This is a genomic window from Bacillus sp. MYb78, assembly GCF_002975115.1.
GTDB lineage: Bacteria > Bacillota > Bacilli > Bacillales > Bacillaceae_G > Bacillus_A > Bacillus_A cereus.
The window spans coordinates 67,881-90,143 of the sequence record NZ_PCOB01000002.1 but is presented as its reverse complement, the minus strand read 5'-3'; the positions used below and the strand labels follow the sequence as shown (position 1 = coordinate 90,143).

Sequence of the window (22,263 nt, the reverse complement as noted above, 5' to 3'; positions counted from 1 at the left end):
AAGGGTATGAGTTTTTTACAAATACGTAACGTTTCTCACTGTTTTTTTGCAAAAGAGAATGCCAAACTTATTCTCGAAGATATGAGCTTACAAGTGGAAGAAGGCGAATTTATTTCTATACTCGGTCCAAGTGGTTGCGGTAAAACAACGCTCCTCTCAATCATTGCTGGACTACTTGATCCAATTGACGGTATCGTCTTTTTAGATGGTGAACCGATTACAACGAAAACATCATCTATGGGATATATGTTGCAACAAGATTACTTATTCCCTTGGAAAACGATTGAAGAAAATATTATGCTTGGACTTCATATTCGAAAGATTTATGATGAGCAGATGAAAGAACATACTTTAAACCTTTTAAAACAAGTCGGTCTGCATGGTGTAGAAGAACAATATCCTCGTGAACTATCCGGCGGTATGCGTCAACGTGCCGCTCTCGTTCGAACATTAGCGACTGATCCGAAAATTTTATTACTAGATGAACCATTCTCCGCACTCGATTATCAAACGAAGTTAAAACTAGAAGAACTCGTTTTCAACTTACTAAATAAATATAAGAAAACATCACTACTTGTTACTCATGATATTGAAGAAGCGATCGCGATGAGTGATCGTATTTATTTACTGCAAGCGAATCCCGGAAAAATCGCAAAAACCTTTATCGTCCCGGAAAGTATCCGTTCTTTATCACCGTTAGAAGCACGCCACCACTACGATTTCCCAGCCCTCTTTCAAGATATATGGAAGGAGCTGGAACGACTTGGATAATATAAAACAACTACATGAACAATTTCGAAAGAACGAACGCAGACGCGCTTGGATTGCTCGCTCGCTACAACTTTTACTACTTATTCTTTTCTTTGCACTATGGGAAATAGCTAGTAAAAAAGAATGGATTGATCCTTTACTCTTTAGCTCTCCTTCGAGTATTTGGGATCTCTTCTTAACGAAATGGATCGATGGTTCACTTTGGGTCCACATATGGACGACATTACTGGAAACAGGAGTAGGCTTCATTCTCGGAACAGTACTTGGTGCTATTATTGCCACGTTCCTTTGGTGGATGCCACTTCTAGCCCGCGTACTTGATCCTTATCTCGTCGTCCTAAATGCAATGCCAAAAGTTGCACTCGGTCCAATCATCATCGTTATTTTCGGTCCAAACATTTCATCTTCTATCGCAATGGGAGTAATCATTTCCATCATCATTACCATTCTCGTTATTTACAGTGCATTTCAAGAAGTCGATTCTAACTATATAAAAGTGATGGACACATTTGGTGCAAATAAATGGCAATGTTATAAGCAAGTCGTTCTCCCTGCATCCTTTCCAGCAATTATCTCAACGTTAAAAGTAAACGTTGGTTTATCCTGGGTCGGTGTTATTTTCGGAGAACTTCTCGTTTCCAAACAAGGACTTGGCTACTTAATTAGCTACGGATTCCAAGTCTTTAACTTCACACTCGTCTTACTTAGCGTACTACTCACATGTGTTCTTGCAACTCTTATGTATGTATTTGTTGAGGCATTTGAAAAAATTCTAATTGGAAAAAGAAAAAGAAGCTGACTCAAAACAGTGCGCTATAGTCAGCTTCTTTCTTTTACCTTTTATCACACATTTTCGTTTCATTTGTAATGTTTCCATCCGCAACCGTAACTGTATGGAAACAGTCTTTCACACGTACTGTAACGACATTATCTTTTCGATCTATCACATGATAATCATTAAACTTTTCATTCAAAGCACTACGAATTTGCTCCCCTTCAAAAATCGGAAAACCGTGAGACATTACCCAAATGAGACCAGCAACAGCAAGAATCGTTTTCATACGTTTCATTACCTCCTCGAGAGTAAACTTATAGTCCCTACAACACGCGCATTATAATTGTGTCTAAATTGTGACGTTTTTATACTAATTCTATTTTATACCTCCAGTTCCTTCTTCTTTTAAAGAAAAATACAGAATTTTCAATTTTATCAACATGAAAAAACGCAAAGAATTAAAAATTCTTCACGCTTTACTTTAACGAAACTATATCGAACACATAACTTACATTAGTCTCCACTTTGTTGTTCTATCGTTTTCGAAACATCATATAATCCTGACAGCACTTCCGCTCTCATTTTTACAAGCTCAGGGAACTGATAGAAGAAAGCAATTTTCTTATATTTTAACTCTGTTCCTTCTTTCACTTTTTTTGAATCTTGTAAAATGAACGCTGTAAATGTATCTGCGATATCTTCCGTTACATTTGTTGTTCCATACAACGATACAAACTCATCATGCTTTTCTTTATAAAATTTAATTTGTGCCTCTTCACTTTCTTCTACTTTCTTTTCTGTCCACTCTTGCTCAATTGGTTTCCAAAATTCATTATAAAATTGGTTAATATACGAAGTTTTTCTCGCACATCCATTTTTCAAGAACACCGTTTTACATTTATTTCGATATGATGAAATGTCTTTCTCTTCATCAAACGCCTCTAAATATTTCCTATCCACTGGTACTTGTTTATGCCCAATCGTTAATACGTGAGCCGTTTCATGAATTAATGTTTTCATCACTTCATCTATATTCACCCCAGAATCGAGCACGTCTAAACTAAGCAACCAATCTCTCGGGTCATCCATACTTGGCATGACATGAGCAACAACGCCATCATAACCATCCGTTATTAGATCAAACCCTGTTATATTCTCACGATATTTCACTGGAATGAGAGTGCGATACATATCCCATAAAGTTTCATGATACTCTCTATCTTGCCGTTGGCTTAACAAATCATCTTTTGCTACTTCGTCATCTGCAAAAGCTTTATTCAATCTCTTACGATCCAATTTCTCAAAATAAGGATCTACAATTCCATCACCATCGATATAATAAGAAGCTAAAAAGAAATAATTGTCATCCTCTTCTTTTTTCTTTTCCGCCTCTTTCATATTCATACTTTCATACTCTCCTATGTCATAATCCTCTACTTTTTCAAGTTCTGAAAGTCCCTCTATCTTTTTATATACTTTTTGTAATGTTTTATCTCCTATTTGCGTGCACTCTTCTTCTGTTTTACAAATTTCTTTTTCTTTTTCTTTCGTAACCTCGATAGCACTATCGCATCCTGCAACTAAACTGCTTGCTATAATACAACACACTAACTTGCCATACAATTTCTTCATACAATCCCCCATTATTCCATTCTACAAAATATCATAATCATTTTTTACGAATATGCGATAATTAATTATAAAAACTGCAAGGAGGCTTCTCATGATTCGTGCAATCTTATTCGACTTAGATGGAACACTATTAGATCGGCGCCAATCTTTAGAACAATTTATTTGTGAGCAATATAATCGCTTCTCCTCACATTTGATGAGTATAGAGAAATCAGAGTATTGTTCTCGATTTCTTGAACTCGATAATAATGGCTATACGTGGAAGGATAAAGTATATGCTACTCTCCTTTCCGAATACAACATTACTACTTTAACGCAAGAGCAACTGCTACACGACTATATTACAAACTTCCAACATCATTGTATTCCTTTCAAAAACACGCATGAACTACTTCAACAGTTAAAACAGCGAAACATTAAAATTGGTATTATCACAAATGGTTTTACTGAATTTCAGATGAGCAACCTTCGAGCACTACATATACATACGTATACAAACACCATTCTCGTTTCAGAAGCTGAAGGAATTAAAAAACCTCACCCTGAAATTTTCGAACGTGCTTTGCAAAGACTAGATGTTAAGGCAGAAGAATGTCTTTATGTTGGAGATCATCCAGAAAACGATGTGCTTGGTTCTGAACAAGTAGGAATTCTTGGTGTTTGGAAAAAAGATTCGTTTTGGGGTGATTTTAAGCATTCACGTATCGTAGATGATTTGTTGGAGGTGCTTTTGTTTTTAGAGGTGGAGATAAAAACACAATAATAGTAATTAAATTATATCAACAATTTTCACGATATCTTGATTCACCGACAAAAAATAATAAGAGGAGGCAGTTGTTCAAAAACGCCTCCTCTTCCTTTATTATTCATACACTGTAAACTGAGGTTTACTCGGATGATCTTTTACTAGCGCATCATCTGGAAACTTTGAAACTTTTTGATATACGGCAATGTCACCGATACAACCTCCTGTTAGTAGAATTCCTAAAAATGAGAGTGGCTCCAGATTCATAGCTAATCCCAATACAATTGGCAAAATTCCAGTTGGTAAAAACGGAAGCATTAACACTTTCTTCATTTGCTTTACTGTAACCGCCTGTTTAGAATGAGCATATGCAACACCTAATTTCCAATTAACGCCCCATTTTAGTTCACTCCACGGAACACCTCCGATATAGCGAAAGCCAATTAAATGTATCGCTTCATGAATACAAACGAGAACAATCATTGCGATAATAAAAAGAAACATCGTTAATAATGTAACTTCAACTTGAACCCCACCTGAAAGAAATATATGCAAATAACCAATTCCAAACGACAAAGCAATTATTATAAAAAATAAAGAAAAGTTTAATTTAACCATCGAAACAGTAACAGTCGTTTCTTTTCTTTTATCCATCTTCCCCCTCCTAAAATGTAAAGATATATTTACATTTATTCTTACATACAAAAAAAAGAAACCGGCCACTTTACTTCGTAAAACAGCCGATTTCTTCTATATGTTTCATCGTACGCGCTAATACGTCATCGCGCATTATAAAGCTAAATTTTCTATTCGTTTTAATGTTGTCAGGAATGTCTTTTAATAAAACAGACCCTTTCGTTTCTTCGTAATGCGTATGTTCTTCTACCGCACTAATTGTTGCAAAATAAATGTTTTTAATGATTATTTTGTCTTTTCCAGATACTTTGTATTGTCCTAAGTAAGTTAAATCAGAAACTATGCCGCCGGTTTCTTCATGAACCTCTCGAACTGCCGCTTCTTCCGGTGTTTCCCCTATTTCTACTTTACCACCTGGAAATTCAAGACCGCGACGTAAATGATGTGTTAATAACCATTGATCCCCGTACCGGCATACAACCCAAACATGCTTTGGCTCAGGAGAAAATGGATAACGTTCAAACGATAATTGTACAGTGTTGTGGTAATAATCTTTAAATTTGTACATGCCATTACTCCCCTATTGATGGTTACAAGTTTTTCCTACCACAAATTGTAGCATATTCTCGCTTTTCTGCATAATATTATCCAATTACAATCCATTGATTATTCCCATTTGCGCGACTAATTCTTTCGTCTCATGATTTCCTAAATCGTAAATCATTTTATATGCTTTTTGTAGTTGTTCATCATATCGGTCATTATTTGAATCGTGATGATACTCAACAAATGGAACGTGGGAGCGTACAAATGACCCTAAATCTTCTACATATGCTTGATCAAAGTGCTCTCTTAATTCCGTAATTTCCTCATCATTTGCGGAAATCTCAAAATTATACGTATCCGCCGTCTTCACTTGTGAAATTTGACCATTTCCTATTGATATATAATATGTTTTTTTCGTCTCCATGTAACACCCTTCTTTCATCCTTTTATTTTCTATTGTTTTCATCAATTACAAAATTATGTAAAATAAAGAAAAGGAGGGATTTTATGTTCAAAATATTAATTATCGGTATTATCATCGTCCTAATCATCCTCGTACTCTCCATCATGACAATTAATAAAGGCTATGCTTATAAACATTCCGTCGATAAACTAGAAGACAATCCTTATACAAAAAAGCATAAGGAGAATTCCTAATATGCTTCGTATACTCCGCATCATAGCAGCACTCACTGTGATCGTTATGTCGGCAATTGGATTATATACAGGTCAAAATAATTTTTTACCTCTTTCACAATTTCTATTAGGGGCTTTAATGTTTCTCATCGCATTTGAACAAATAAAGAAAAAGGAGGCAGCAACTGGATTTATTTGTATTATTTCCGGTGCTTTCATTTGGATTGTTCTCATCATTAGCTATATCAAATAAAAGGAGGTACATGCATGCTAAAAGGAGTACGGATTACTTTATCACTTATTGCTTTATGTATAGCAATCTATAGTTTCTTTACTAGTAATAGAGAAATTATGCCTTATATGTTCATCTTTTTAGGGATGATGGCTTTCGTTATTAGTATAGAGGAAATCTTAAAACAGCAAAAAGGTGGTAGTATACTTGCTCTGTTAGCGGGAGCTGGTGCTTTATTTCTTGGCTTCTCAGAAATATTTCGATAAATAGTCTCTTTAAAGGAGGTATACAATGCTAACTGGATTACGCTATTTTTTCATGCTTCTCACACTCTCTCTTTGCACTTATTCTCTTGCTACCGACAACTTCACACTTCTCCCATACATGCAATTTGCTCTCAGTTGTTTCTTTATTCTTCTAGGAATTAATGAACTGAAATCCGGAAGAAAATCAATGGGTATCTCGCATTTTTTCGTTTCTAGTCTTATGCTCTTCATTGTAATATCGAACTACTTTCACTAAAGATAACATATAATTTCCAATCACCTACTGACCATTACCTCTCACTAATTTGGATTTTTTAAACAGTTAATAAATTGGAGGATACTATGCTAACAAACCTTCGAATCTTACTATCTGCTATTGCTTTTATTCTTTCTTTTTTTAGTCTTTTTACACGAATTTCTATTCTTTTCTCTTATGTATTTATCCTTTTAAGCATCACATTTATTCTTTCGGGAGTTGCTGAAATACAACAAAAGCAAAAATCGAAAGCTATCTTTTGTTTTATAGTTGGGATAATCACTTTCTTCGTTGGGATTTCTGACATACTTCCATAAAAAAGAAGAGCTTGTGTGCTCTTCTTTAACTCACTACTTTCAATCCAATAATCGTCCCCATAATCCCAACAATACAAATAATCCGAAAAGCGTTTTTAGGTTCTTGAAAAAATAAAATACCGACAACTGCTGCCCCGAGCGTTCCGATTCCAGTCCAAACTGCATATGCGATCGATAACTGAATTTCTTGAAGCGCCATCGTTAAAAATTGAAAACTAATAATAAAACCACCTATTAAAATAATATTATTCGTCCAACTATTATTTTTGGCTACTTTCTTTATCCCAATTACACCGACAATTTCAAAGAGCCCAGCTATAATTAAATAGATCCATGCCACTTTATTTCACCTCTTCCTTATTCCCACTAAATTTCAATCCGATAATAAATAGTGCCAATAAGCAAACGAGGAAAATTTTGATGAGCGAAAATGGTTCTTTGAAATATAAAATATCTACCAATATCGTTCCAACTGTACCAATTCCAGTAAATACTGCATATGCCGTACCAATTGGAATTTTTTTAGTTGCTTCAATTAGTAGTTGAAAGCTCACTAAAATTGCAATGAGTGTCAAAATACTCATTGAATTTGTTTTTAATCCTGTCGCCCAATATATTTCAATTAAGCCCCCAAATACTAAATACATCCACGCCCTATTTATGCTAATCTCCTTTTTCTTTTTCACTTCTTCTTTTATCTCTTCTCTTGTTTCTTGTTTCGAAGAATTACGCTTCTTTTTCGGAAAAAGAATGTAAGACATCGCCCATATAAAATGAATAATAAGCACTGATGTCCAGACACTTGTAATCGTATTAATCGTTTCATTTTTATAAAATCCAATTTGTTTATTTAAAATCCACTCTTTCATATGAAGGAAATAGGAACCGCTTGGCAACTCTTGAGCTGGTACAAGCCCTACTATAAAAATAAATAGAAGCTGTGCAAAAATGAAAATCCCCACATGTTTATAAAAGTATTGCCGCTCTAATCGTGCGTGCTCCTTTCCATATAGCTTTTCTTTTTGCGTGGCTGTCATTTATCTTCCTCCTTTTTCAAATAATACTCCACCATTTCATCTATATACTTCATTGTTTCCGAATCAAGTCCATATACTTTTGCAATCTCTCCCTCTTCAGGTTTAATTAAATCCCAATACTTATTTATTAATTGTTCATCTTCATGAAATACGTGCATTGAAAAAGCCACTACCCTTTCCGCTAATTTTTGAATTTCCGGTGAATCTACTGGTTCATTTATACGCTGACGAATTGCTCTTAATACTTGTAACCATTCTTTTGTTCTTTCATTGTTTTCTTCAAGTGTTGGTAAATCCTCTATAACCTTCTGTTCTTCCTCCGTAAAATATTTTTGTCGGAAATTTTCTCTCTGCTCAATTCCCTGTACTGATTTTATGAATAACATTAAATCTTCTGTTTTAAGCTCTCCAGTTAATTCAATGGAATGAAATGCTGTATATAATAGTTTTTCTAAGTCCTGTAATCTTTTTACTTCCGCTTGTATTGTTTGAATTTCATTTTGAATTGCACTTTTCCATCTTTCTTCTGAATTCCCCTTTTCCTCTTTTAACACTTTTTTTATTTCCGAAAGCTTAAAACCAAGCTTTTTAAACGTTGTTATTTGTTGCAATGTAATTACATCATCTTTTGAATAGTAACGATATCCTGACTCAGCAACGTACGACGGTTTTAATAATCCAATTTCCTCATAATATCTAAGTGTTCTCGTCGTTACATTCGTTTCTTTTGAAATTTCACCAATGCTATACTTATCCATCGTTTCCTCCTCACGCCTTATTTATCTTCACTATAAACTTTGACGTATACGTTAAAGTCAATACTCCATTCACACAAAAAACTCCTGTTTTTCAAACAGGAGCTCTCATTAATATATTCACCTACTGCCTTTCATTTCTTAAAAATGCTCATAAGTGAAACTCATTGTTTTTCTATAAAACTTGTACTTTTCTCTTTTACAAATAAAAAAACTGCCCTTTCACAGGCAGTTTTTCTTCTTATCCAAACACTTTCTCAAGTTCATCTTTATCTTGGCTTAACCAGAAGTTCATTAAGCGTTGTGCTCCTTCTAAGTCGTGAAGCTTCGCTTGACCACATTGTGTTTCATTTGCAGCTGGAATTTCTGTAATTTGAACCGCATCTTTTAATGTTAATTCTAATAAATCAATGATTTCTCGTACTGTCGGTGTTCCGCTTACTACAAGATAATATCCTGTTTGGCAGCCCATCGGTGAAATATCGATAATATCAAAATGCGGATAACGATCAATATATTTACGTAAATTAAATGCTAATAAATGTTCTAACGTATGAATAACATCTGGTTTCATTGCTTGTTTATTCGGTTGGCAAAAACGAATATCAAATTTATTTACAATACCGTCACTACCTACATTGTGAACTCCGCAATGTCTTACATAAGGTGCCTTTACAATCGTATGATCTAATTCAAAGCTTTCTACTGATGGCATACAACATCTCTCCCGCTTTTAATTTAATTCCGTTATATCCAATATGATATAACGGAAATGCACATTAGTAAAGTATTATGTACAGTCGTGCTATAATACTTTAAGACTATGCTGAAAAGGAGACCATTATGAAACAGATTTTTATTGGGATTATACGCTTTTATCAAAAGTTCATTTCTCCGATGACACCACCAACTTGCCGCTTTTATCCGACTTGTTCTCATTACGGATTAGAGGCGTTTCAAAAACATGGTGCCCTCAAAGGCTTTTGGCTTACTTGTAAGCGTATATTAAAATGTCACCCTTTCCACCCGGGAGGATTTGATCCTGTCCCAGATAAAAAGGATGACAAAGTAAATTCTTAATTGTCGTAACCATTCACAACTAAATCTAATTTTCCTGTATCAGGATCTATAACAAGACCGTGAACAGGTACTTCTTCTGGAAGTAATGGATGGTTGCGAAGTATCGATACGCTATGTTCTACACTTTCTTCTACACTAGAGAACCCTTGTAGGAATCTTTCTAAATCGATTCCAGAATAACGGAGTGTATCTAATTTCTCATTTGTTATCCCCCGCTCTTTCATCTTCTCAATTGTACTGCTTGCTTGAATTTTTGCCATACCGCAATCGTGGTGACCAACTACACAAACTTCATCAGCACCAAGTTCATATACAGCAACTAAAATACTACGCATAATACTTCCGAATGGATGTGAGATAACAGCTCCTGCTACTTTAATAATTTTCACATCACCGTTACGCATATTCATTGCTTTTGGTAATAATTCAACAAGACGAGTATCCATACAAGAGATAATTACCATTTTTTTATTCGGGAATTTTCCCGTTTCATACTCTTCGAATCTTTTCTCTTCAACAAATTTTTCATTGTATTGTAAAATCTCTTCTAATGACTTCATAGTAAAAAACCCTCTTTTCTCTCATTTACATTACTTATATAGTGTACCAAAATATGAAAAACTCAAAAAGGATATCGCTTTATAGTAAAAATAAGATATTTTCAGATAATCGACATAATTCTTTCAAAATATACACACAGCTTTGTTACAAGTCTCACATACTTTAAACGTATTTTCACTATAAACTGATTGTAGATAATGTAAAAAAGGAGTGAATATTTATTATGTCCGACGTTCTGTTACTGAGTCGTTTTCAATTTGCAATTACTATTTTTTATCACTTTTTATTTGTACCTTTGACAATCGGACTTGTCATTTTAGTAGCATGTATGGAAACTCAATACGCCCGCACATTGAATCCAACATACCGTAAAATGGCAAATTTCTGGGGTAAATTATTTACAATTAACTTCGTAATGGGGATTATAACTGGGATTACGATGGAATTCCAATTTGGAACGAACTGGTCTGAATACTCCAAATATATGGGAGATATTTTCGGATCACCTCTCGCAATCGAAGCACTCGTTGCCTTCTTCTTAGAATCTACTTTCATGGGAATATGGTTATTCGGTAAAGACAAAATTTCACCAAAGTTCCGTGCCTTCTGTATGTGGATGGTTGCACTTGGAACAAACATTTCCGCACTTTGGATTATTACAGCAAACGGATTTATGCAAAACCCTGTTGGCTACGTAGTACGTAATGGCCGCGCTGAATTAAATGATTTCTGGGCACTCGTTACAAATCCATATGCTTGGAATATGTTCTTCCATACTGTCATTGGTTGTTATATCGTAGGTGCTTTCTTCGTTATGGCAATTAGTGCCTATCACTTATTACGTAAAAATGAAGTGGAATTCTTCAAAAAATCATTTAAGTTTGGTTTAATGTTAGGCTTATTCGCCGCAACAATTACACCGTTTATGGGACATCAATCTGGTGTATCAGCAGCTAAATATCAACCAGCAAAAGGAGCTGCGATGGAAGCAGTTTGGGAAACTGGAAAAGGACAAGGCTTCTCAATTGTTCAAATTCCTGATGTGAAAAATGAGAGAAACTTTGAATTCCTTACGATTCCAAAACTCGGAAGCTTCTTCTATACAAACTCATTTGATGGCGAAATTGTTGGTTTAAAAGATATTCCAAAAGATGAACGTCCAAATGTTAACCTCGTGTATTATAGCTTCCGCTTAATGGTTGCACTTGGTATGTTCTTTATGGCATTAACTTGGTATGGCTTCTATTTAAACCGAAAAGGAAAACTAGAGAACTCAAAACGTTATTTAAAAATTACAATATGGTCTGTCTTACTTCCATACATTGCGATTAATGCTGGCTGGATTGTCGCTGAAGTAGGGCGTCAACCTTGGACAGTATATAAACTAATGCGTACCGCAGAATCTGTATCACCTATATCTGTTCCACAAATTTGGTTCTCATTAATTAGTTTAATTTTGTTCTACACTTTACTTTTAATCGCAGACGTATACTTAATGCTGAAGTTCGCGAAAAAAGGACCTGCAGCATTAGAAGATCCTGCTACTGAGGGAGGCGTGGCCCATGTCTCATGATATGCTTGCAATCATCTGGTTCGGTTTATGGGGCGTGATTTGGACAGTTTACTTCATCCTTGACGGGTATGCACTTGGTAACGGAATGATCTTTCCTTTCGTTACGAAAGATCGACAAGAACGAAATCAATTACAAGAAGCAATTGGCCCATTCTGGGGCGGTAATGAAGTGTGGTTAATTACAGCTGGTGGCGCAACATTTGCTGCCTTCCCAGTCACATATGCAAATATGTTTAGTTATCTATATACACCGTTATTCTTAGTATTACTTGCACTGTTTGCTCGTGCCGCTGGACTGGAATTCATGCATAAAGATGATTCACCGATTTGGCAAAAAACTTGTAAATGGGCATTTGCAATTGGCAGTTTTTTAATTGCTTTCCTATTCGGTGTTACGTTCGCTAATCTTTATTACGGACTACAAATCGGAAAAAATGGTTATGAAGGAAATTTACTTAGCTTACTAAACCATTACGGTATTTTAGGAGGGTTGTTCTTCACTGCTATATTTGTCGTATCCGGTGCCCTTTGGGTCATGATTAAAACGACTGGTGAAGTATCCGACCGTGCTTATAAAATCGCAAGACCATTTTCAATGGCAGCAGCTATTATTTTAGCTATCTTCTATGTAGCAACTGCTAATCGAACAAACTTATTCCAAAACTTTACGGAATATCCGGTACTATTCATTCTTCCAGTACTTGCAATGCTAATGAGTGTACTCGCACTAATTATGGTGTACAAACATAAAATTGGCCTTGCATTTACATTCGTTTGCCTAACAATCGCAATGTTTATGACAACTGGCTTTGCAGGTATGTTCCCAAGAATGTTACCATCTCGTATTAACGATGCATACAGTACAACGTTATACAACGCAGCTGGTAGTCAATTAAACTTAAAAATTATGTTCTTCGTTGCAATGGTCATGGTACCAATCGTTATTGGATATCAACTTTGGAGCTACAGTATCTTTAAAAATAAAATTCATAAAGACTCTGCTAAAGGGTATCACTAAAGTGAAAAAGACACTTCGTTTGAAGTGTCTTTCTTGTACGTATGATTTTCGATAAGATGTTATATTTCTAATCTAACAACTATACTACAGAAGAATCATTAACAGCTCACAGCTAAAGTGTAACATACAACAAACATGTTACTTTATTCAATTTTGCATTTTAAAATTATAACGTTGATTGAATAACTTGATCATATGCATCATTATCCCTTACATCCGCCGTACTAATCCCGCTAAACGTTTGTACTTTCATTCCTGTATTTGATGATCCCGATCCATTATAAGCCTTCGTCTTTTCAATCGGCTGTACGTTATACTTGTCACCTACATTAATTGTTCCATTGCAGTTTTCAATAATAACACCTTCCACAACTGCTGGCATTTTGTCACCCACTTTCATTTCTTTACTTTTATTTTATGAAAATCGCCTAGAAAAATAGCATGTTTCAATAAGAAAAAGCACTCAATTTGAGTGCTTTTTCTTTAAGCATAAAGACAAGTTTGGAGACAGTTGACTTCTTCAAAATTTTATTAGGGGTAATATTTTGAAAAAGAAAGCCTTTCATATGTAGGTTAACACCACTGGAATATATAGTAAATTGATAATATTTATACGGAAGATTGCTAATGTTTAGTATAGATAGTTTACACTATGCTAACAGTGAAAACTATCTATACTAATAAAAAAAGGTGCCTTCAAAGAAGCCACCTTTCAAAAACAGACACTATAAAACAGAATTATTTATTGTTATACGATTGTTAGATACAAAAAGTAGAGGGAAATGTTTGTATGAAATTCTGCTTTATAAAGTCTGTCTACAACTTATATTGTAATCCTCTTCATTTGAAAAAAAATATAATATGCACAATTGCATACAAAAAGAAAAAGCACTCTACTGAGTGCCTTTTCAACCATTTTACTTTTAATATATCGCTTTGAATATATTGTAACATACGTATCTATATATTTTATTGAGAAAATTCAAAATCATTTTTTCTTTCATTTTTACTTATAAAATCATGTAATATAAAAGGTATGTCAAATTCTTATACAAGTTGAGGTGTACTATATTTATGCTGTATTTTGGAATTATTCCTCTTATATTGTTTATTATTTTTCTTATCTCATATTTAAAAGATCCGCGGAAAATAATAAACGGCTTTTTATTTAATGCCTTTGTCTGTTTTTTCCTTCTTTTTTGTGTGATTATATCTGTGAATTCAAGTAGTGATGTCCTACGCTATATTATAATTTTACCTATTTTAGCACTTCTTATTATGCTTCCTTTCGGTATTGTTGCTTTAATGTTTGGGCTATTTCTTAATGCTAGAATTTTAATGAAGCGAGAAGGAAGACGGTTCACCAACTGTTTAACACTCCTTGCTGCTTTAGGGATGTTATTCTTTATGTTACTCCCTATTATAAACCCAGCAAGTTTGGTCTCATCGCATTTAGAGCCTATTTTTGCAGCTATTTCTCTTATAAGCTTCTATTTCTTTATACACTTATCTAACTTCTTAAGCGCATATTTTTTATACCAATTCAACAGACCAAGACGTAATCAAGATTTCATCATCGTTCTTGGTAGCGGCTTAATTAATGATAAAGTACCACCTTTACTTGCAAGCCGCATTAATAAAGCGATCGACTTCTATTGGAAACAAGCCGCTGTGAATACACCACCAACAATTATTTTTTCTGGTGGACAAGGTCCAGATGAAGGTCTTCCAGAAGCGGAAGCGATGCAAAGTTACGCTGTTGAAAAAGGAATTCCTCTTGAACATACAGTCCAGGAAAATCGCTCTGTAAACACATATCAAAATATGCTGTTCTCTAAAGAAATTATGGATTCTTTAAAACCAGAAGGTAAATATAAAAGTATTTTTACAACGAATAATTTCCACCTTTTCCGTGCTGGTATATATGCAAGACAAGCTGGTCTTAACAGCCAAGGTATTGGATCAAAAACTGCATTTTATTACTGGCCTAACGCAATGATCCGTGAATATGTTGCGATTGTCGTAATGGGACGTAAGCGCCATATGAAAATATGTGGAACTATTTTAGGCTTCGCTGTATTCGTATCAGTACTTAGTTTTATATTTTCTTAATAGCATCCCATCCTTTGAAAGGATGGGATTTCTTATACTTATTTCAAAAATATTTTAAAGATAATATGGTCATAATATTCCCTGCATACATCCATTAAAGGAGAAATTTTTCAAATTAAATGTTAAAATAAAATTTAGGTGTAAATTATGTAACAAACAAGAAACTAGTTTGAAACGAGGAAATTATATGGAGAAAAGTATCAAAAACAAGCCCAATAAGCTAAAATTTGCTTCGAAAGCTTTGATGATTATTATTGGGGCATTTATCACAGCGTACGGATTAGAAGCAGTATTAATTCCAAATAACGTATCAGATGGTGGTGTGACTGGTTTAAGTATCGTTAGTTCAAGATTATTTGGATTGCCATTAGGAGCTCTAATCGCAGTTATTAACATTCCTTTCGTTTGGTTAGGATATAAGCAAATCGGTAAAAGCTTCGCGATTTATTCTATTATCGGGATTGCTTCATTAGCAATAGGTACCGTTGTCATGCACGGAATACCAGCTATTATTGAAGGCGATACATTATTAGTTACAGTTGTTGGTGGTATTATCATCGGTTTTGGTATGGGACTAGCATTGCGTAACGGTGGAGCATTAGATGGAATCGATATGCTTGCTGTATTGCTTTCTCGTAAGTTACCATTTGGAACGAGTGACCTTATTTTATTCTTAAACATGTTCGTATTTATTTTCGTATCAACGGTATTCGGTCTTCAAGGAGCTATCCTTTCGGCAATTGCTTACTTTATCGCTTCGAAAGTGATTCATATCGTTGAAGTTGGTTTAAGTGGTTCAAAAGCATTTAAAATTATCACAAAAGAGCCTGAATTAATGGTAGAAACAATTCGCGATCGTTTAGGCCGAAGTGCAACATATAACGAAGTATACGGTGGTTATTCAAGAGAGAAATTCAAAGAAATTTCTTGCGTAATTAACCGTTTAGAAGAAAGTAAAATGAAAGAACTTATTAATGAAATCGATCCTAATGCCTTTATTACCGTTTATGATGTAGCAGAAGTAAAAGGCGGTAATTTCAAGAAACGCGATATTCATTAATCGTTATGAAAAAGAGGGTGTGCCAACAATTTGGCACACCCTCTTTTTATTATTAAGTTGCTATCGTTGTCAGTTTTTGTCGGTAAGTCGATATATTTCAATAATCGCTGATATATTTTGAGCTGTGGTCGATATATTCCAATAATCGCTGATATATTTTGAATTACGGTCGATATATTCTAATAATCGCTGATATATTTTTACTCGCCCCCTTATGCCTAAATTACACCACCTGAAAGGAATTAGTTCTTATAACAAGGAAAAAGACCAAAAAGCAATTTACACTTTTCGGTCTCTACACTATCTTCTCTTCGTAATTTTCCCTGAACCACCAACCCTCGTTTTCGGGGGTGATGTATTCTTTGGCGGAGTTTTAATAGATGATTTCGGCTTCACATCTGATCCACTCGAACCACCTGGTGTTTTTGTAATTGTACCTTTGCTTCCAGTAGAAGGTGGAGGCGTCGTATTACTTCCTTTTTCAGTAATACTTCCCTTATCACCTACTGATGGTTTCGAATCTACATTATCGCCTCGCTTAATGATAGACCCTTTCCCTTCCTTCGTAATTGGAGGTGGGGTTTTCTTTTCTTCTTTCGTAGGTGGTCTCTCTGGAATGACTGGTTTATGATTTTGTCTGTCGTTATATCCTTGATAATCACCGTATGATGATTTTCGTGAACCGAATATATCGTTTAATATGCTACCCATAATATATCCTTGCAAGAAGGACGGTTGGTAGTTTTGACGGACAAATTCCTCATTACTTACTTCAATTAACGTATCGGATGGTTTCTCTTTATCCTTTTGAAGGTTATACATTTTATCCGAATAAACGAGAAACATTTGATTTTCGTCTTCTTTAGATGCTTGTTTCGGTTTCCTTTCGGCTATAAGTTCCTTCGCGACTTCAGGAACTGACCGATTGGCGGCCCTATACACGTAAGATTCTTGTTTACCTTCCTTTGCGACAGACTCAAGCGGATAACGGTCTTGAATCGACTTTGTCTGCCCGCCTTGACAACCTGATAAGGCATAACCAGCAACAACAAGTAATATAACGATAGCAAGTATAGGGATCACAAACGATTTAATCATGGTAAACAATCGGTTTGACATGATTACGCCCCCTTACGTTGCTCTTATAATTTGTACATCAGCAGGAATGATTGCTTCTCCCTCATACATCATTGTGCGACCATTTTGCCATTCAATACGCAATAATTTTCGATTATCTGATTGGAATTCCCATACGTACTGTTCCTCTGAAGCGGAGAATGGTGTTTTCCCCATCACAACAACACGTCCGTTATATTGTTCTTCCATATGATACTCAGTATCATCCATTTCAATTGTCGTCGGAATTTCCTCAATTGAATCTAAGCGACCATCAATTGGTGTATATAATTTGTAATACGTATTTTCACGATCTTCAATTTTTAAATAACGAATGTCTTTCCCGTCTTGCAGTGTTAAAACAATTTCCTTGCGAGAATGCATACTCGTTTTCCCAGTTAATTCGTACATGACTAATGAAACTTCAATCATATCACCAGGAGCTAACGTTAAAAGACTCTTTTCCGGCTTCGGTGGCTCTGGGCTTTTCATTATATTTTTAATTCGTTTAAATAAACTCATGATCTACCCCTCCTTTTCTCTTTATAAACAAGCACCTAAAATTAGTGCACCAACAATATGTAATGATCCAGCTAACATCGCATGTGCAACGCTGCCTTCTTTCGTACCTTCTTCTAAATCTAAGCCAGACATTTTCTTTAACACAAATTCGATAAACATTTCTACCACTAATAAAATAACGAAAGAAACTGCTGATGCAAGTAGCGCTTGCCATAAATCATTTGCTTTCGTTATCGATTGGGATAAAATGTACCCCTGTGCAAATAATTTCATAATAAAACGAGTTGTTACAGCTGTATTCCCATTTTTGATTTCTTTTAAATCATTGTATTTTGTAAAAATTGAATCAACCCACATAATTGCAAATAAAAGTACTGCACTCGCTCCAGTCCATACAAGCATGGCAACTACATTCATCCATGTCATTGCAAAACCTCCTCTAAAATATAATAGAAAACCGACATGAATATATTTAGACATGTCGGTTCATTTGTCTCTATTCTATATTATTTCTCATACTGCTTCATAATACGAGCTAATTCATCGTCAACAGCAGAATTTTTGTTTAAGCTTGCGAATTCATCATCTAATGACTTTTCTTTCTTATAAACTTCACCGCTTGCTTCCGCTTCAGCCTCTAATTGAAGAGCTTTCTCTTCCATACGGCTTAAACCAGCTTTTGCTGAATTTGAATCAAATCCAGACATCGCCTGATTAATATTTTTCTGTGCTTTCGCTGCATTTACACGTGCTACAAGTGTTTCACGTTTATTTTTCAGCTCATTTAATTGCTTGCGCATTTCTTCTAGCTTAAGGCGCAGATTATCAGCAGCAGCTTTGTTTTGCTCATAGCTTGCTTTATACTCATTCATCTTTTGTTCTGCGTTTTGTTTTTCTTCAAGAGCACGACGCGCAAGATCTAAGTTATTAGCTTGAACAGCCATATGAGCTTGCTCTTCACGTTTTTTCACAAGTGCTTCTTGCTCTTCAAATAATATTTTGAATTTCTTCTCAAGCGCGATTTGAGCCGCTACACTTTTCTCTGCTTCTTGTACATCCGCTTGCATATCACGTAAATATTGATCAGTCATCTTAACTGGATCTTCCGCTTTTTCAATTAACGAATACACATTTGACATTGTTAAATCTCTTAATCGTTTAAATACAGACATTTAAATTCCTCCTATGATATACCTCATATTTCAAATTCACTACTTGGAAAACTGAAAAATCTCCCTTTACAGTAAAGAATATTCATTTTACAGGCTATGTGTTTATTATAACAAAACTAATATGTCCTTACATGTTATTTCCAAAATACATCCATTATAATATGACATTCTATATACAATATTGTATTTCTAATATATTCTCATTATCCCTCTTTGAAATTAACTTACTTTTGCGCACTTTCACTAAATTACATAAGTGTAATGTTACTGTAAGCTAACTCGATAGTTACGTTTCCATATTTCTTATACACTAATACCAGAAGCAGCAAACAAGCTTCTCATCATTTCGGAACTAATACAAAAATGTATTTACTATAAAACATATAAAAGGAGAAATCATCATGAAAAAATTAGTAGGAATCGGATTAGCAGCAGCAATTTCATTTGGAGCATTATCAGGTTGTTCTTTATTAGGAGAGAAAGCGAACGGTTTTGTACTGTACGGCTCAGAAGAACAAGTTCAACAAATTACAGATAAAAACAAAAAAGAAGTGAAAGAAAAAGACTTCTATAAAATGAAAATGACAACATTAGATGGTAAAAAAGTTCTTGTAATGGATAAGAAAACTGGTGAAGAACTAGTGAAAAAAGAGTTACTTAGCAAAGTTGATGAAAAAGACAACACGAAACCACTTGATAAATTACCAGCTGTAACAACAGAACAAGGTGTATTATTCGCAAAAGAGAAAGTAGAAAATGCTACACTTGACGGAGCGAGATTAAAATATGAAGGCAACACAATTATCGGAAGTGGCCGTGCATATACAGATATGTATGCGATTGTTGATGACGCAACTTACAGCAATGTAAAAGGTGATGAAAAATCTGTAGGTGTATTAAAATTTGATAAAGACCCGAGTAAAGAATTCCCTGGTTACAAAGGCGTAGAAGCTTCTCAACTTGTAAAAATTAAAAAGTAAAACAAAAAAGCTTTGCGAAATTCGCAAAGCTTTTTTCTATTTATGAGCAACTTGTTCCATATCCGGACTACAAGTATTCGACTGACATGACTTATTTAAAGAACATGCTGCGCATTTTCCTTTTTTACTTCTCTTTACAAAATTAACTAACGTGTATGCTGCATAACCAAAAATGATAGCTCCAATTATAATATTGACCATCATCACAATACATCTCCTTCTAGAATCCGAGTAAGGATCCAACTTGGTATATAATGAGCGTTAATACATAAGCAACTACGAGTGGATAAACGACTGAGAAAATCGTCCACTTCGCTGATCCTGTTTCACGTTTAATAACAGCTACCGTGGCTAAACACGGAACATATAATAAAATAAAGAACATAAATGCATAAGCTGATAATGCTGAATAATGTGCTCCCATTACATTTCCAAGCACATCTTCTTTAACTGCATAAATAATTGCCATTGTAGAAACGACAACTTCCTTCGCTAAAAATCCTGTTAAAAGGGCTGCTGCAGCTTGCCACGTTCCGAAGCCGAGCGGTGCAAATAGCGGTGCGATAAATCCACCAATCATCGCTAAGTAGCTGTCTCCCATATCAACACCAAATCCTGATGGACCTGCATAGTTTAATAACCAAATGACAACCGAACCACCAAAGATGAATGTACCAGCTTTACGAACAAATCCTTTTCCTTTCTCCCACGTGCTCAGCCATAATGTTTTCGCTTGTGGCACACGGTAAGGCGGTAATTCAATTACGAAAATAGACTTTTCCGCTTTCAAAATCGTAAGAGACATAATTTTTGTAACTAATAACGCAAGAACAATACCTGCGACATATAAAGAAAATACAACAGTCGCCTGACTATTAGGGAAGAATACGCCCGCAAATAATGCATATACAGGTAATCGTGCTGAACAAGACATAAACGGTGTTACTAAAATTGTAAGTAAGCGCTCTTTCTCCTGTTCAATCGTTCTCGCTGCCATAATACCTGGAACGTTACATCCAAAACCAATAATCATCGGAATAAAAGCTTTACCGTTTAAGCCAAAGAACTCCATAATTCTATCCATAACAACTGCAATTCGCGCCATATATCCTGAGTCTTCTAATAATGAAATGAAAAAGAATAGTGCAAAGATTTGTGGTACGAATACTAATACAGCACCAACACCGGCAATAATACCTTCTGTAACGAGTGCTTGAATAAAATCAGAAGCTCCAATACTTGTAAGTCCAGCCGTCACCCAATCCGTAAGCTGACCACCAAAAAACTCATCTAACATATCCGATAAAGGTGTACCAATCCACGTAAACGTAACCTGAAAAATAAAAAACATAACTGCTAAAAAGATTGGAAGTCCTAAAATTTTATGTGTAATTAATCTATCAATTTTTTCTGAAAAAGGAATTTTTCCTTCTTTCTCATGCTTCATAACATTTGTTTTTAACTTTTCAATATACGCTTCACGAGTTTTGTAAATGTGCTCTTCTAACGTACAATCAAGTTTTCCTTCTAAGCGAGATCGAATGGCTATGAGTTCCTTATAAATTGGTAATGCTTTCATTTCTTTTTCTACTACTTCGTTATTGCTTAAAAATTGAAGTGCTAACCATCTCGGATGCTCATAATTCGCTGTCTCTAAAAGAGCAATTACTTCTCCAATTCCTTCATCCATTTGTACACCATATGAAATAAGGAATGGCTTTTTCTCCTTTTTGTCATTTTCTTTAAGAGTCGCAAGTAGTTCTTCACAACCTTTTCCACTTCTTGCAACGACAGGAACGACTGTTACACCTAATAGTTCTGATAATCGTTTTACATCAATGACAATTCCTCTTTGCTTCGCCACATCAACCATATTTAAACCAATTGAGACCGGCTTACCAAATTCAAGTAATTGCAACGTTAAATGCATATTTCTCTCAAACTGCGAAGAATCTACGATATTTAACATATGATTAAATTCTTCTGTTAATAGAAAGTTTGTTACAACACCTTCATCACGTGAAACTGGATTTAAATCATACACACCTGGTAAATCAATTAATGTTCCTTGTCTATCTTTTAATTTACCAACCTTTTTTTCTACTGTTACACCGCTCCAGTTTCCTACGTATTCATAAGAACCAGTAAGTGCATTAAATAATGATGTCTTCCCTGTATTCGGATTCCCTAGCAAAGCTACCTTATTCACGCTAATTCCACCTTTATCATTTTCGCGTCACAATGACGAATACTAATTAACTGTCCACGACACTCCAATGTACAAGGACCTTTGAACATCGCTTTCTGTTTCAAGCGAAGTTCGCTTCCTTCCGCAAGACCGAAAGCAGCTAGTCTACGCTTTAATAGCTGATCTAAAGACTGAATACTTTTTACTAACACTTTCTCTCCAATTTTAATATCTACTAAGCTCATAACCTTCCCCCTCAGAAGAGAATGATAATTAT

At 35.0% G+C, this 22,263-nt stretch carries 31 protein-coding genes; 13 read left to right on the top strand and 18 right to left on the bottom strand.

What is annotated here, in order from left to right:
* The first annotated feature begins 6 nt into the window (after positions 1–6).
* Together CQ064_RS04330 and CQ064_RS04325 are read left to right on the top strand one after the other, a co-directional pair.
* Positions 7–771: an ABC transporter ATP-binding protein gene (locus CQ064_RS04330; protein WP_000009022.1), complete on the top strand. Its 765-nt coding sequence runs from the start codon at positions 7–9 to the stop codon at positions 769–771.
* Entirely contained in the window at positions 764–1,570 is an 807-nt protein-coding gene (locus tag CQ064_RS04325) for an ABC transporter permease (RefSeq protein WP_000368798.1), read from the top strand. The genes CQ064_RS04330 and CQ064_RS04325 overlap by 8 nt, the downstream gene beginning before the upstream one ends.
* Before the next feature lie 34 nt (positions 1,571–1,604).
* Here the strand turns inward: CQ064_RS04325 and CQ064_RS04320 are convergent, their stop codons facing one another.
* Entirely contained in the window at positions 1,605–1,832 is a 228-nt protein-coding gene (locus CQ064_RS04320) for a hypothetical protein (protein ID WP_000849112.1), read from the bottom strand.
* Between the two features lie 227 nt (positions 1,833–2,059).
* Positions 2,060–3,178, bottom strand: a complete 1,119-nt coding sequence (locus tag CQ064_RS04315; RefSeq protein WP_000737826.1) for a hypothetical protein — start codon at positions 3,176–3,178, stop codon at positions 2,060–2,062.
* 91 nt (positions 3,179–3,269) lie between these two features.
* Between CQ064_RS04315 and CQ064_RS04310 the strand changes: the two genes are divergently transcribed.
* The gene (locus tag CQ064_RS04310) at positions 3,270–3,941 is read left to right on the top strand and encodes an HAD family hydrolase (RefSeq protein ID WP_000617258.1); all 672 of its coding nucleotides are present in this window, start codon (positions 3,270–3,272) and stop codon (positions 3,939–3,941) included.
* 99 nt (positions 3,942–4,040) lie between these two features.
* On the opposite strand, the gene CQ064_RS04305 is transcribed toward CQ064_RS04310, so the two are convergent.
* The 3 genes from CQ064_RS04305 to CQ064_RS04295 form a co-directional block, all read right to left on the bottom strand.
* The gene (locus tag CQ064_RS04305; RefSeq protein ID WP_000361289.1) at positions 4,041–4,577 is read right to left on the bottom strand and encodes a DUF3267 domain-containing protein; all 537 of its coding nucleotides are present in this window, start codon (positions 4,575–4,577) and stop codon (positions 4,041–4,043) included.
* Between the two features lie 70 nt (positions 4,578–4,647).
* Positions 4,648–5,127, bottom strand: coding sequence for an antimutator 8-oxo-(dGTP/GTP)ase (mutTA, locus tag CQ064_RS04300; protein WP_000276382.1), 480 nt, complete (start codon positions 5,125–5,127; stop codon positions 4,648–4,650).
* A gap of 84 nt (positions 5,128–5,211) precedes the next feature.
* On the bottom strand, positions 5,212–5,529 hold the full coding sequence (locus CQ064_RS04295) for a hypothetical protein (protein ID WP_000448409.1): 318 nt from the start codon (positions 5,527–5,529) through the stop codon (positions 5,212–5,214).
* Positions 5,530–5,612: 83 nt separating this feature from the next.
* On the opposite strand from CQ064_RS04295, the gene ytzI reads away from it, so the two are divergent.
* The 4 genes from ytzI to CQ064_RS04270 all read left to right on the top strand — a co-directional run bounded on the left by ytzI (position 5,613) and on the right by CQ064_RS04270 (position 6,812).
* Entirely contained in the window at positions 5,613–5,762 is a 150-nt protein-coding gene (gene ytzI / locus CQ064_RS04290; protein WP_000472788.1) for a YtzI protein, read from the top strand.
* Between the two features lies 1 nt (position 5,763).
* Positions 5,764–5,994: a DUF3953 domain-containing protein gene (locus CQ064_RS04285; protein ID WP_000944451.1), complete on the top strand. Its 231-nt coding sequence runs from the start codon at positions 5,764–5,766 to the stop codon at positions 5,992–5,994.
* 14 nt (positions 5,995–6,008) lie between these two features.
* Complete coding sequence (locus tag CQ064_RS04280; protein ID WP_000912056.1) at positions 6,009–6,239, top strand: DUF3953 domain-containing protein; 231 nt, start codon at positions 6,009–6,011, stop codon at positions 6,237–6,239.
* 342 nt (positions 6,240–6,581) lie between these two features.
* Positions 6,582–6,812, top strand: a complete 231-nt coding sequence (locus CQ064_RS04270; protein ID WP_000957188.1) for a DUF3953 domain-containing protein — start codon at positions 6,582–6,584, stop codon at positions 6,810–6,812.
* Positions 6,813–6,837: 25 nt separating this feature from the next.
* On the opposite strand, the gene CQ064_RS04265 is transcribed toward CQ064_RS04270, so the two are convergent.
* The 4 genes from CQ064_RS04265 to luxS form a co-directional block, all read right to left on the bottom strand.
* Positions 6,838–7,152 (bottom strand): DMT family transporter, encoded by a 315-nt coding sequence (locus tag CQ064_RS04265; RefSeq protein WP_000312334.1) that lies wholly within the window; start codon positions 7,150–7,152, stop codon positions 6,838–6,840.
* Position 7,153: 1 nt separating this feature from the next.
* A complete protein-coding gene (locus CQ064_RS04260) occupies positions 7,154–7,849 on the bottom strand; it encodes a DMT family transporter (RefSeq protein WP_000127524.1) in 696 nt (231 codons plus the stop codon).
* Complete coding sequence (locus CQ064_RS04255; protein ID WP_000362246.1) at positions 7,846–8,607, bottom strand: MerR family transcriptional regulator; 762 nt, start codon at positions 8,605–8,607, stop codon at positions 7,846–7,848. The genes CQ064_RS04260 and CQ064_RS04255 overlap by 4 nt, the downstream gene beginning before the upstream one ends.
* Before the next feature lie 238 nt (positions 8,608–8,845).
* Complete coding sequence (luxS, locus tag CQ064_RS04250; RefSeq protein ID WP_001141371.1) at positions 8,846–9,319, bottom strand: S-ribosylhomocysteine lyase LuxS; 474 nt, start codon at positions 9,317–9,319, stop codon at positions 8,846–8,848.
* 128 nt (positions 9,320–9,447) lie between these two features.
* Between luxS and yidD the strand changes: the two genes are divergently transcribed.
* The gene (gene yidD / locus CQ064_RS04245; RefSeq protein WP_000809334.1) at positions 9,448–9,684 is read left to right on the top strand and encodes a membrane protein insertion efficiency factor YidD; all 237 of its coding nucleotides are present in this window, start codon (positions 9,448–9,450) and stop codon (positions 9,682–9,684) included.
* On the opposite strand, the gene CQ064_RS04240 is transcribed toward yidD, so the two are convergent.
* A complete protein-coding gene (locus CQ064_RS04240) occupies positions 9,681–10,244 on the bottom strand; it encodes a beta-class carbonic anhydrase (protein ID WP_000838172.1) in 564 nt (187 codons plus the stop codon). The two genes, yidD and CQ064_RS04240, sit on opposite strands and share 4 nt — an antisense overlap.
* 224 nt (positions 10,245–10,468) lie before the next feature.
* On the opposite strand from CQ064_RS04240, the gene cydA reads away from it, so the two are divergent.
* Together cydA and cydB are read left to right on the top strand one after the other, a co-directional pair.
* Positions 10,469–11,818, top strand: a complete 1,350-nt coding sequence (gene cydA, locus CQ064_RS04235) for a cytochrome ubiquinol oxidase subunit I (protein ID WP_001286168.1) — start codon at positions 10,469–10,471, stop codon at positions 11,816–11,818.
* On the top strand, positions 11,808–12,836 hold the full coding sequence (cydB, locus tag CQ064_RS04230) for a cytochrome d ubiquinol oxidase subunit II (RefSeq protein ID WP_000017662.1): 1,029 nt from the start codon (positions 11,808–11,810) through the stop codon (positions 12,834–12,836). Before cydA ends, cydB begins: the two co-directional genes overlap by 11 nt.
* 166 nt (positions 12,837–13,002) lie before the next feature.
* On the opposite strand, the gene CQ064_RS04225 is transcribed toward cydB, so the two are convergent.
* On the bottom strand, positions 13,003–13,236 hold the full coding sequence (locus CQ064_RS04225) for a spore germination protein (RefSeq protein WP_002062565.1): 234 nt from the start codon (positions 13,234–13,236) through the stop codon (positions 13,003–13,005).
* A gap of 674 nt (positions 13,237–13,910) precedes the next feature.
* On the opposite strand from CQ064_RS04225, the gene CQ064_RS04220 reads away from it, so the two are divergent.
* Both CQ064_RS04220 and CQ064_RS04215 read left to right on the top strand, forming a co-directional pair.
* On the top strand, positions 13,911–14,948 hold the full coding sequence (locus CQ064_RS04220; RefSeq protein WP_000965216.1) for a YdcF family protein: 1,038 nt from the start codon (positions 13,911–13,913) through the stop codon (positions 14,946–14,948).
* A 187-nt stretch (positions 14,949–15,135) separates the two neighbouring features.
* On the top strand, positions 15,136–16,008 hold the full coding sequence (locus tag CQ064_RS04215) for a YitT family protein (protein WP_000415677.1): 873 nt from the start codon (positions 15,136–15,138) through the stop codon (positions 16,006–16,008).
* Between the two features lie 300 nt (positions 16,009–16,308).
* On the opposite strand, the gene CQ064_RS04210 is transcribed toward CQ064_RS04215, so the two are convergent.
* From CQ064_RS04210 to CQ064_RS04195, 4 genes are all read right to left on the bottom strand, one after another.
* On the bottom strand, positions 16,309–17,127 hold the full coding sequence (locus CQ064_RS04210) for a DUF4247 domain-containing protein (RefSeq protein WP_000071182.1): 819 nt from the start codon (positions 17,125–17,127) through the stop codon (positions 16,309–16,311).
* 12 nt (positions 17,128–17,139) lie between these two features.
* Positions 17,140–17,646 carry a DUF4178 domain-containing protein gene (locus tag CQ064_RS04205; RefSeq protein ID WP_000051755.1) on the bottom strand — a complete coding sequence of 169 codons (507 nt, stop codon included), beginning with the start codon at positions 17,644–17,646 and terminating at the stop codon, positions 17,140–17,142.
* A 21-nt stretch (positions 17,647–17,667) separates the two neighbouring features.
* Positions 17,668–18,072: a DUF350 domain-containing protein gene (locus tag CQ064_RS04200; RefSeq protein ID WP_000220087.1), complete on the bottom strand. Its 405-nt coding sequence runs from the start codon at positions 18,070–18,072 to the stop codon at positions 17,668–17,670.
* A gap of 80 nt (positions 18,073–18,152) precedes the next feature.
* Complete coding sequence (locus CQ064_RS04195; RefSeq protein WP_000110280.1) at positions 18,153–18,818, bottom strand: PspA/IM30 family protein; 666 nt, start codon at positions 18,816–18,818, stop codon at positions 18,153–18,155.
* A 401-nt stretch (positions 18,819–19,219) separates the two neighbouring features.
* On the opposite strand from CQ064_RS04195, the gene CQ064_RS04190 reads away from it, so the two are divergent.
* Entirely contained in the window at positions 19,220–19,798 is a 579-nt protein-coding gene (locus CQ064_RS04190; protein ID WP_000737470.1) for a lipoprotein BA_5634 family protein, read from the top strand.
* 36 nt (positions 19,799–19,834) lie between these two features.
* On the opposite strand, the gene CQ064_RS04185 is transcribed toward CQ064_RS04190, so the two are convergent.
* From CQ064_RS04185 to CQ064_RS04175, 3 genes are read right to left on the bottom strand one after another with little or no spacing between them, the layout of a single operon-like run.
* The gene (locus tag CQ064_RS04185) at positions 19,835–20,002 is read right to left on the bottom strand and encodes a FeoB-associated Cys-rich membrane protein (protein ID WP_000989596.1); all 168 of its coding nucleotides are present in this window, start codon (positions 20,000–20,002) and stop codon (positions 19,835–19,837) included.
* Positions 20,003–20,018: 16 nt separating this feature from the next.
* Entirely contained in the window at positions 20,019–22,007 is a 1,989-nt protein-coding gene (gene feoB, locus CQ064_RS04180) for a ferrous iron transport protein B (RefSeq protein ID WP_001044838.1), read from the bottom strand.
* Positions 22,004–22,231 carry a FeoA family protein gene (locus CQ064_RS04175; protein WP_000060512.1) on the bottom strand — a complete coding sequence of 76 codons (228 nt, stop codon included), beginning with the start codon at positions 22,229–22,231 and terminating at the stop codon, positions 22,004–22,006. Before CQ064_RS04175 ends, feoB begins: the two co-directional genes overlap by 4 nt.
* Positions 22,232–22,263 lie beyond the last annotated feature (32 nt).

Excerpts from the sequence above, each read along its gene's own strand:
- CQ064_RS04225 (WP_002062565.1), bottom strand. The coding sequence starts at position 13,236 with ATGAAAGTGGGTGACAAAATGCCAGCAGTTGTGGAAGGTGTTATTATT.
- CQ064_RS04190 (WP_000737470.1), top strand. The coding sequence starts at position 19,220 with ATGAAAAAATTAGTAGGAATCGGATTAGCAGCAGCAATTTCATTTGGA.
- cydA (WP_001286168.1), top strand. The coding sequence starts at position 10,469 with ATGTCCGACGTTCTGTTACTGAGTCGTTTTCAATTTGCAATTACTATT.
- CQ064_RS04240 (WP_000838172.1), bottom strand. The coding sequence starts at position 10,244 with ATGAAGTCATTAGAAGAGATTTTACAATACAATGAAAAATTTGTTGAA.
- mutTA (WP_000276382.1), bottom strand. The coding sequence starts at position 5,127 with ATGTACAAATTTAAAGATTATTACCACAACACTGTACAATTATCGTTT.
- CQ064_RS04215 (WP_000415677.1), top strand. The coding sequence starts at position 15,136 with ATGGAGAAAAGTATCAAAAACAAGCCCAATAAGCTAAAATTTGCTTCG.
- CQ064_RS04260 (WP_000127524.1), bottom strand. The coding sequence starts at position 7,849 with ATGACAGCCACGCAAAAAGAAAAGCTATATGGAAAGGAGCACGCACGA.
- cydB (WP_000017662.1), top strand. The coding sequence starts at position 11,808 with ATGTCTCATGATATGCTTGCAATCATCTGGTTCGGTTTATGGGGCGTG.
- CQ064_RS04185 (WP_000989596.1), bottom strand. The coding sequence starts at position 20,002 with ATGATGGTCAATATTATAATTGGAGCTATCATTTTTGGTTATGCAGCA.
- ytzI (WP_000472788.1), top strand. The coding sequence starts at position 5,613 with ATGTTCAAAATATTAATTATCGGTATTATCATCGTCCTAATCATCCTC.
- CQ064_RS04210 (WP_000071182.1), bottom strand. The coding sequence starts at position 17,127 with ATGTCAAACCGATTGTTTACCATGATTAAATCGTTTGTGATCCCTATA.
- CQ064_RS04255 (WP_000362246.1), bottom strand. The coding sequence starts at position 8,607 with ATGGATAAGTATAGCATTGGTGAAATTTCAAAAGAAACGAATGTAACG.
- luxS (WP_001141371.1), bottom strand. The coding sequence starts at position 9,319 with ATGCCATCAGTAGAAAGCTTTGAATTAGATCATACGATTGTAAAGGCA.
- CQ064_RS04310 (WP_000617258.1), top strand. The coding sequence starts at position 3,270 with ATGATTCGTGCAATCTTATTCGACTTAGATGGAACACTATTAGATCGG.
- CQ064_RS04270 (WP_000957188.1), top strand. The coding sequence starts at position 6,582 with ATGCTAACAAACCTTCGAATCTTACTATCTGCTATTGCTTTTATTCTT.
- CQ064_RS04175 (WP_000060512.1), bottom strand. The coding sequence starts at position 22,231 with ATGAGCTTAGTAGATATTAAAATTGGAGAGAAAGTGTTAGTAAAAAGT.
- CQ064_RS04305 (WP_000361289.1), bottom strand. The coding sequence starts at position 4,577 with ATGGATAAAAGAAAAGAAACGACTGTTACTGTTTCGATGGTTAAATTA.
- CQ064_RS04200 (WP_000220087.1), bottom strand. The coding sequence starts at position 18,072 with ATGACATGGATGAATGTAGTTGCCATGCTTGTATGGACTGGAGCGAGT.
- CQ064_RS04280 (WP_000912056.1), top strand. The coding sequence starts at position 6,009 with ATGCTAAAAGGAGTACGGATTACTTTATCACTTATTGCTTTATGTATA.
- CQ064_RS04205 (WP_000051755.1), bottom strand. The coding sequence starts at position 17,646 with ATGAGTTTATTTAAACGAATTAAAAATATAATGAAAAGCCCAGAGCCA.
- CQ064_RS04330 (WP_000009022.1), top strand. The coding sequence starts at position 7 with ATGAGTTTTTTACAAATACGTAACGTTTCTCACTGTTTTTTTGCAAAA.
- CQ064_RS04295 (WP_000448409.1), bottom strand. The coding sequence starts at position 5,529 with ATGGAGACGAAAAAAACATATTATATATCAATAGGAAATGGTCAAATT.
- CQ064_RS04320 (WP_000849112.1), bottom strand. The coding sequence starts at position 1,832 with ATGAAAACGATTCTTGCTGTTGCTGGTCTCATTTGGGTAATGTCTCAC.
- CQ064_RS04195 (WP_000110280.1), bottom strand. The coding sequence starts at position 18,818 with ATGTCTGTATTTAAACGATTAAGAGATTTAACAATGTCAAATGTGTAT.
- CQ064_RS04285 (WP_000944451.1), top strand. The coding sequence starts at position 5,764 with ATGCTTCGTATACTCCGCATCATAGCAGCACTCACTGTGATCGTTATG.
- CQ064_RS04220 (WP_000965216.1), top strand. The coding sequence starts at position 13,911 with ATGCTGTATTTTGGAATTATTCCTCTTATATTGTTTATTATTTTTCTT.
- CQ064_RS04315 (WP_000737826.1), bottom strand. The coding sequence starts at position 3,178 with ATGAAGAAATTGTATGGCAAGTTAGTGTGTTGTATTATAGCAAGCAGT.
- yidD (WP_000809334.1), top strand. The coding sequence starts at position 9,448 with ATGAAACAGATTTTTATTGGGATTATACGCTTTTATCAAAAGTTCATT.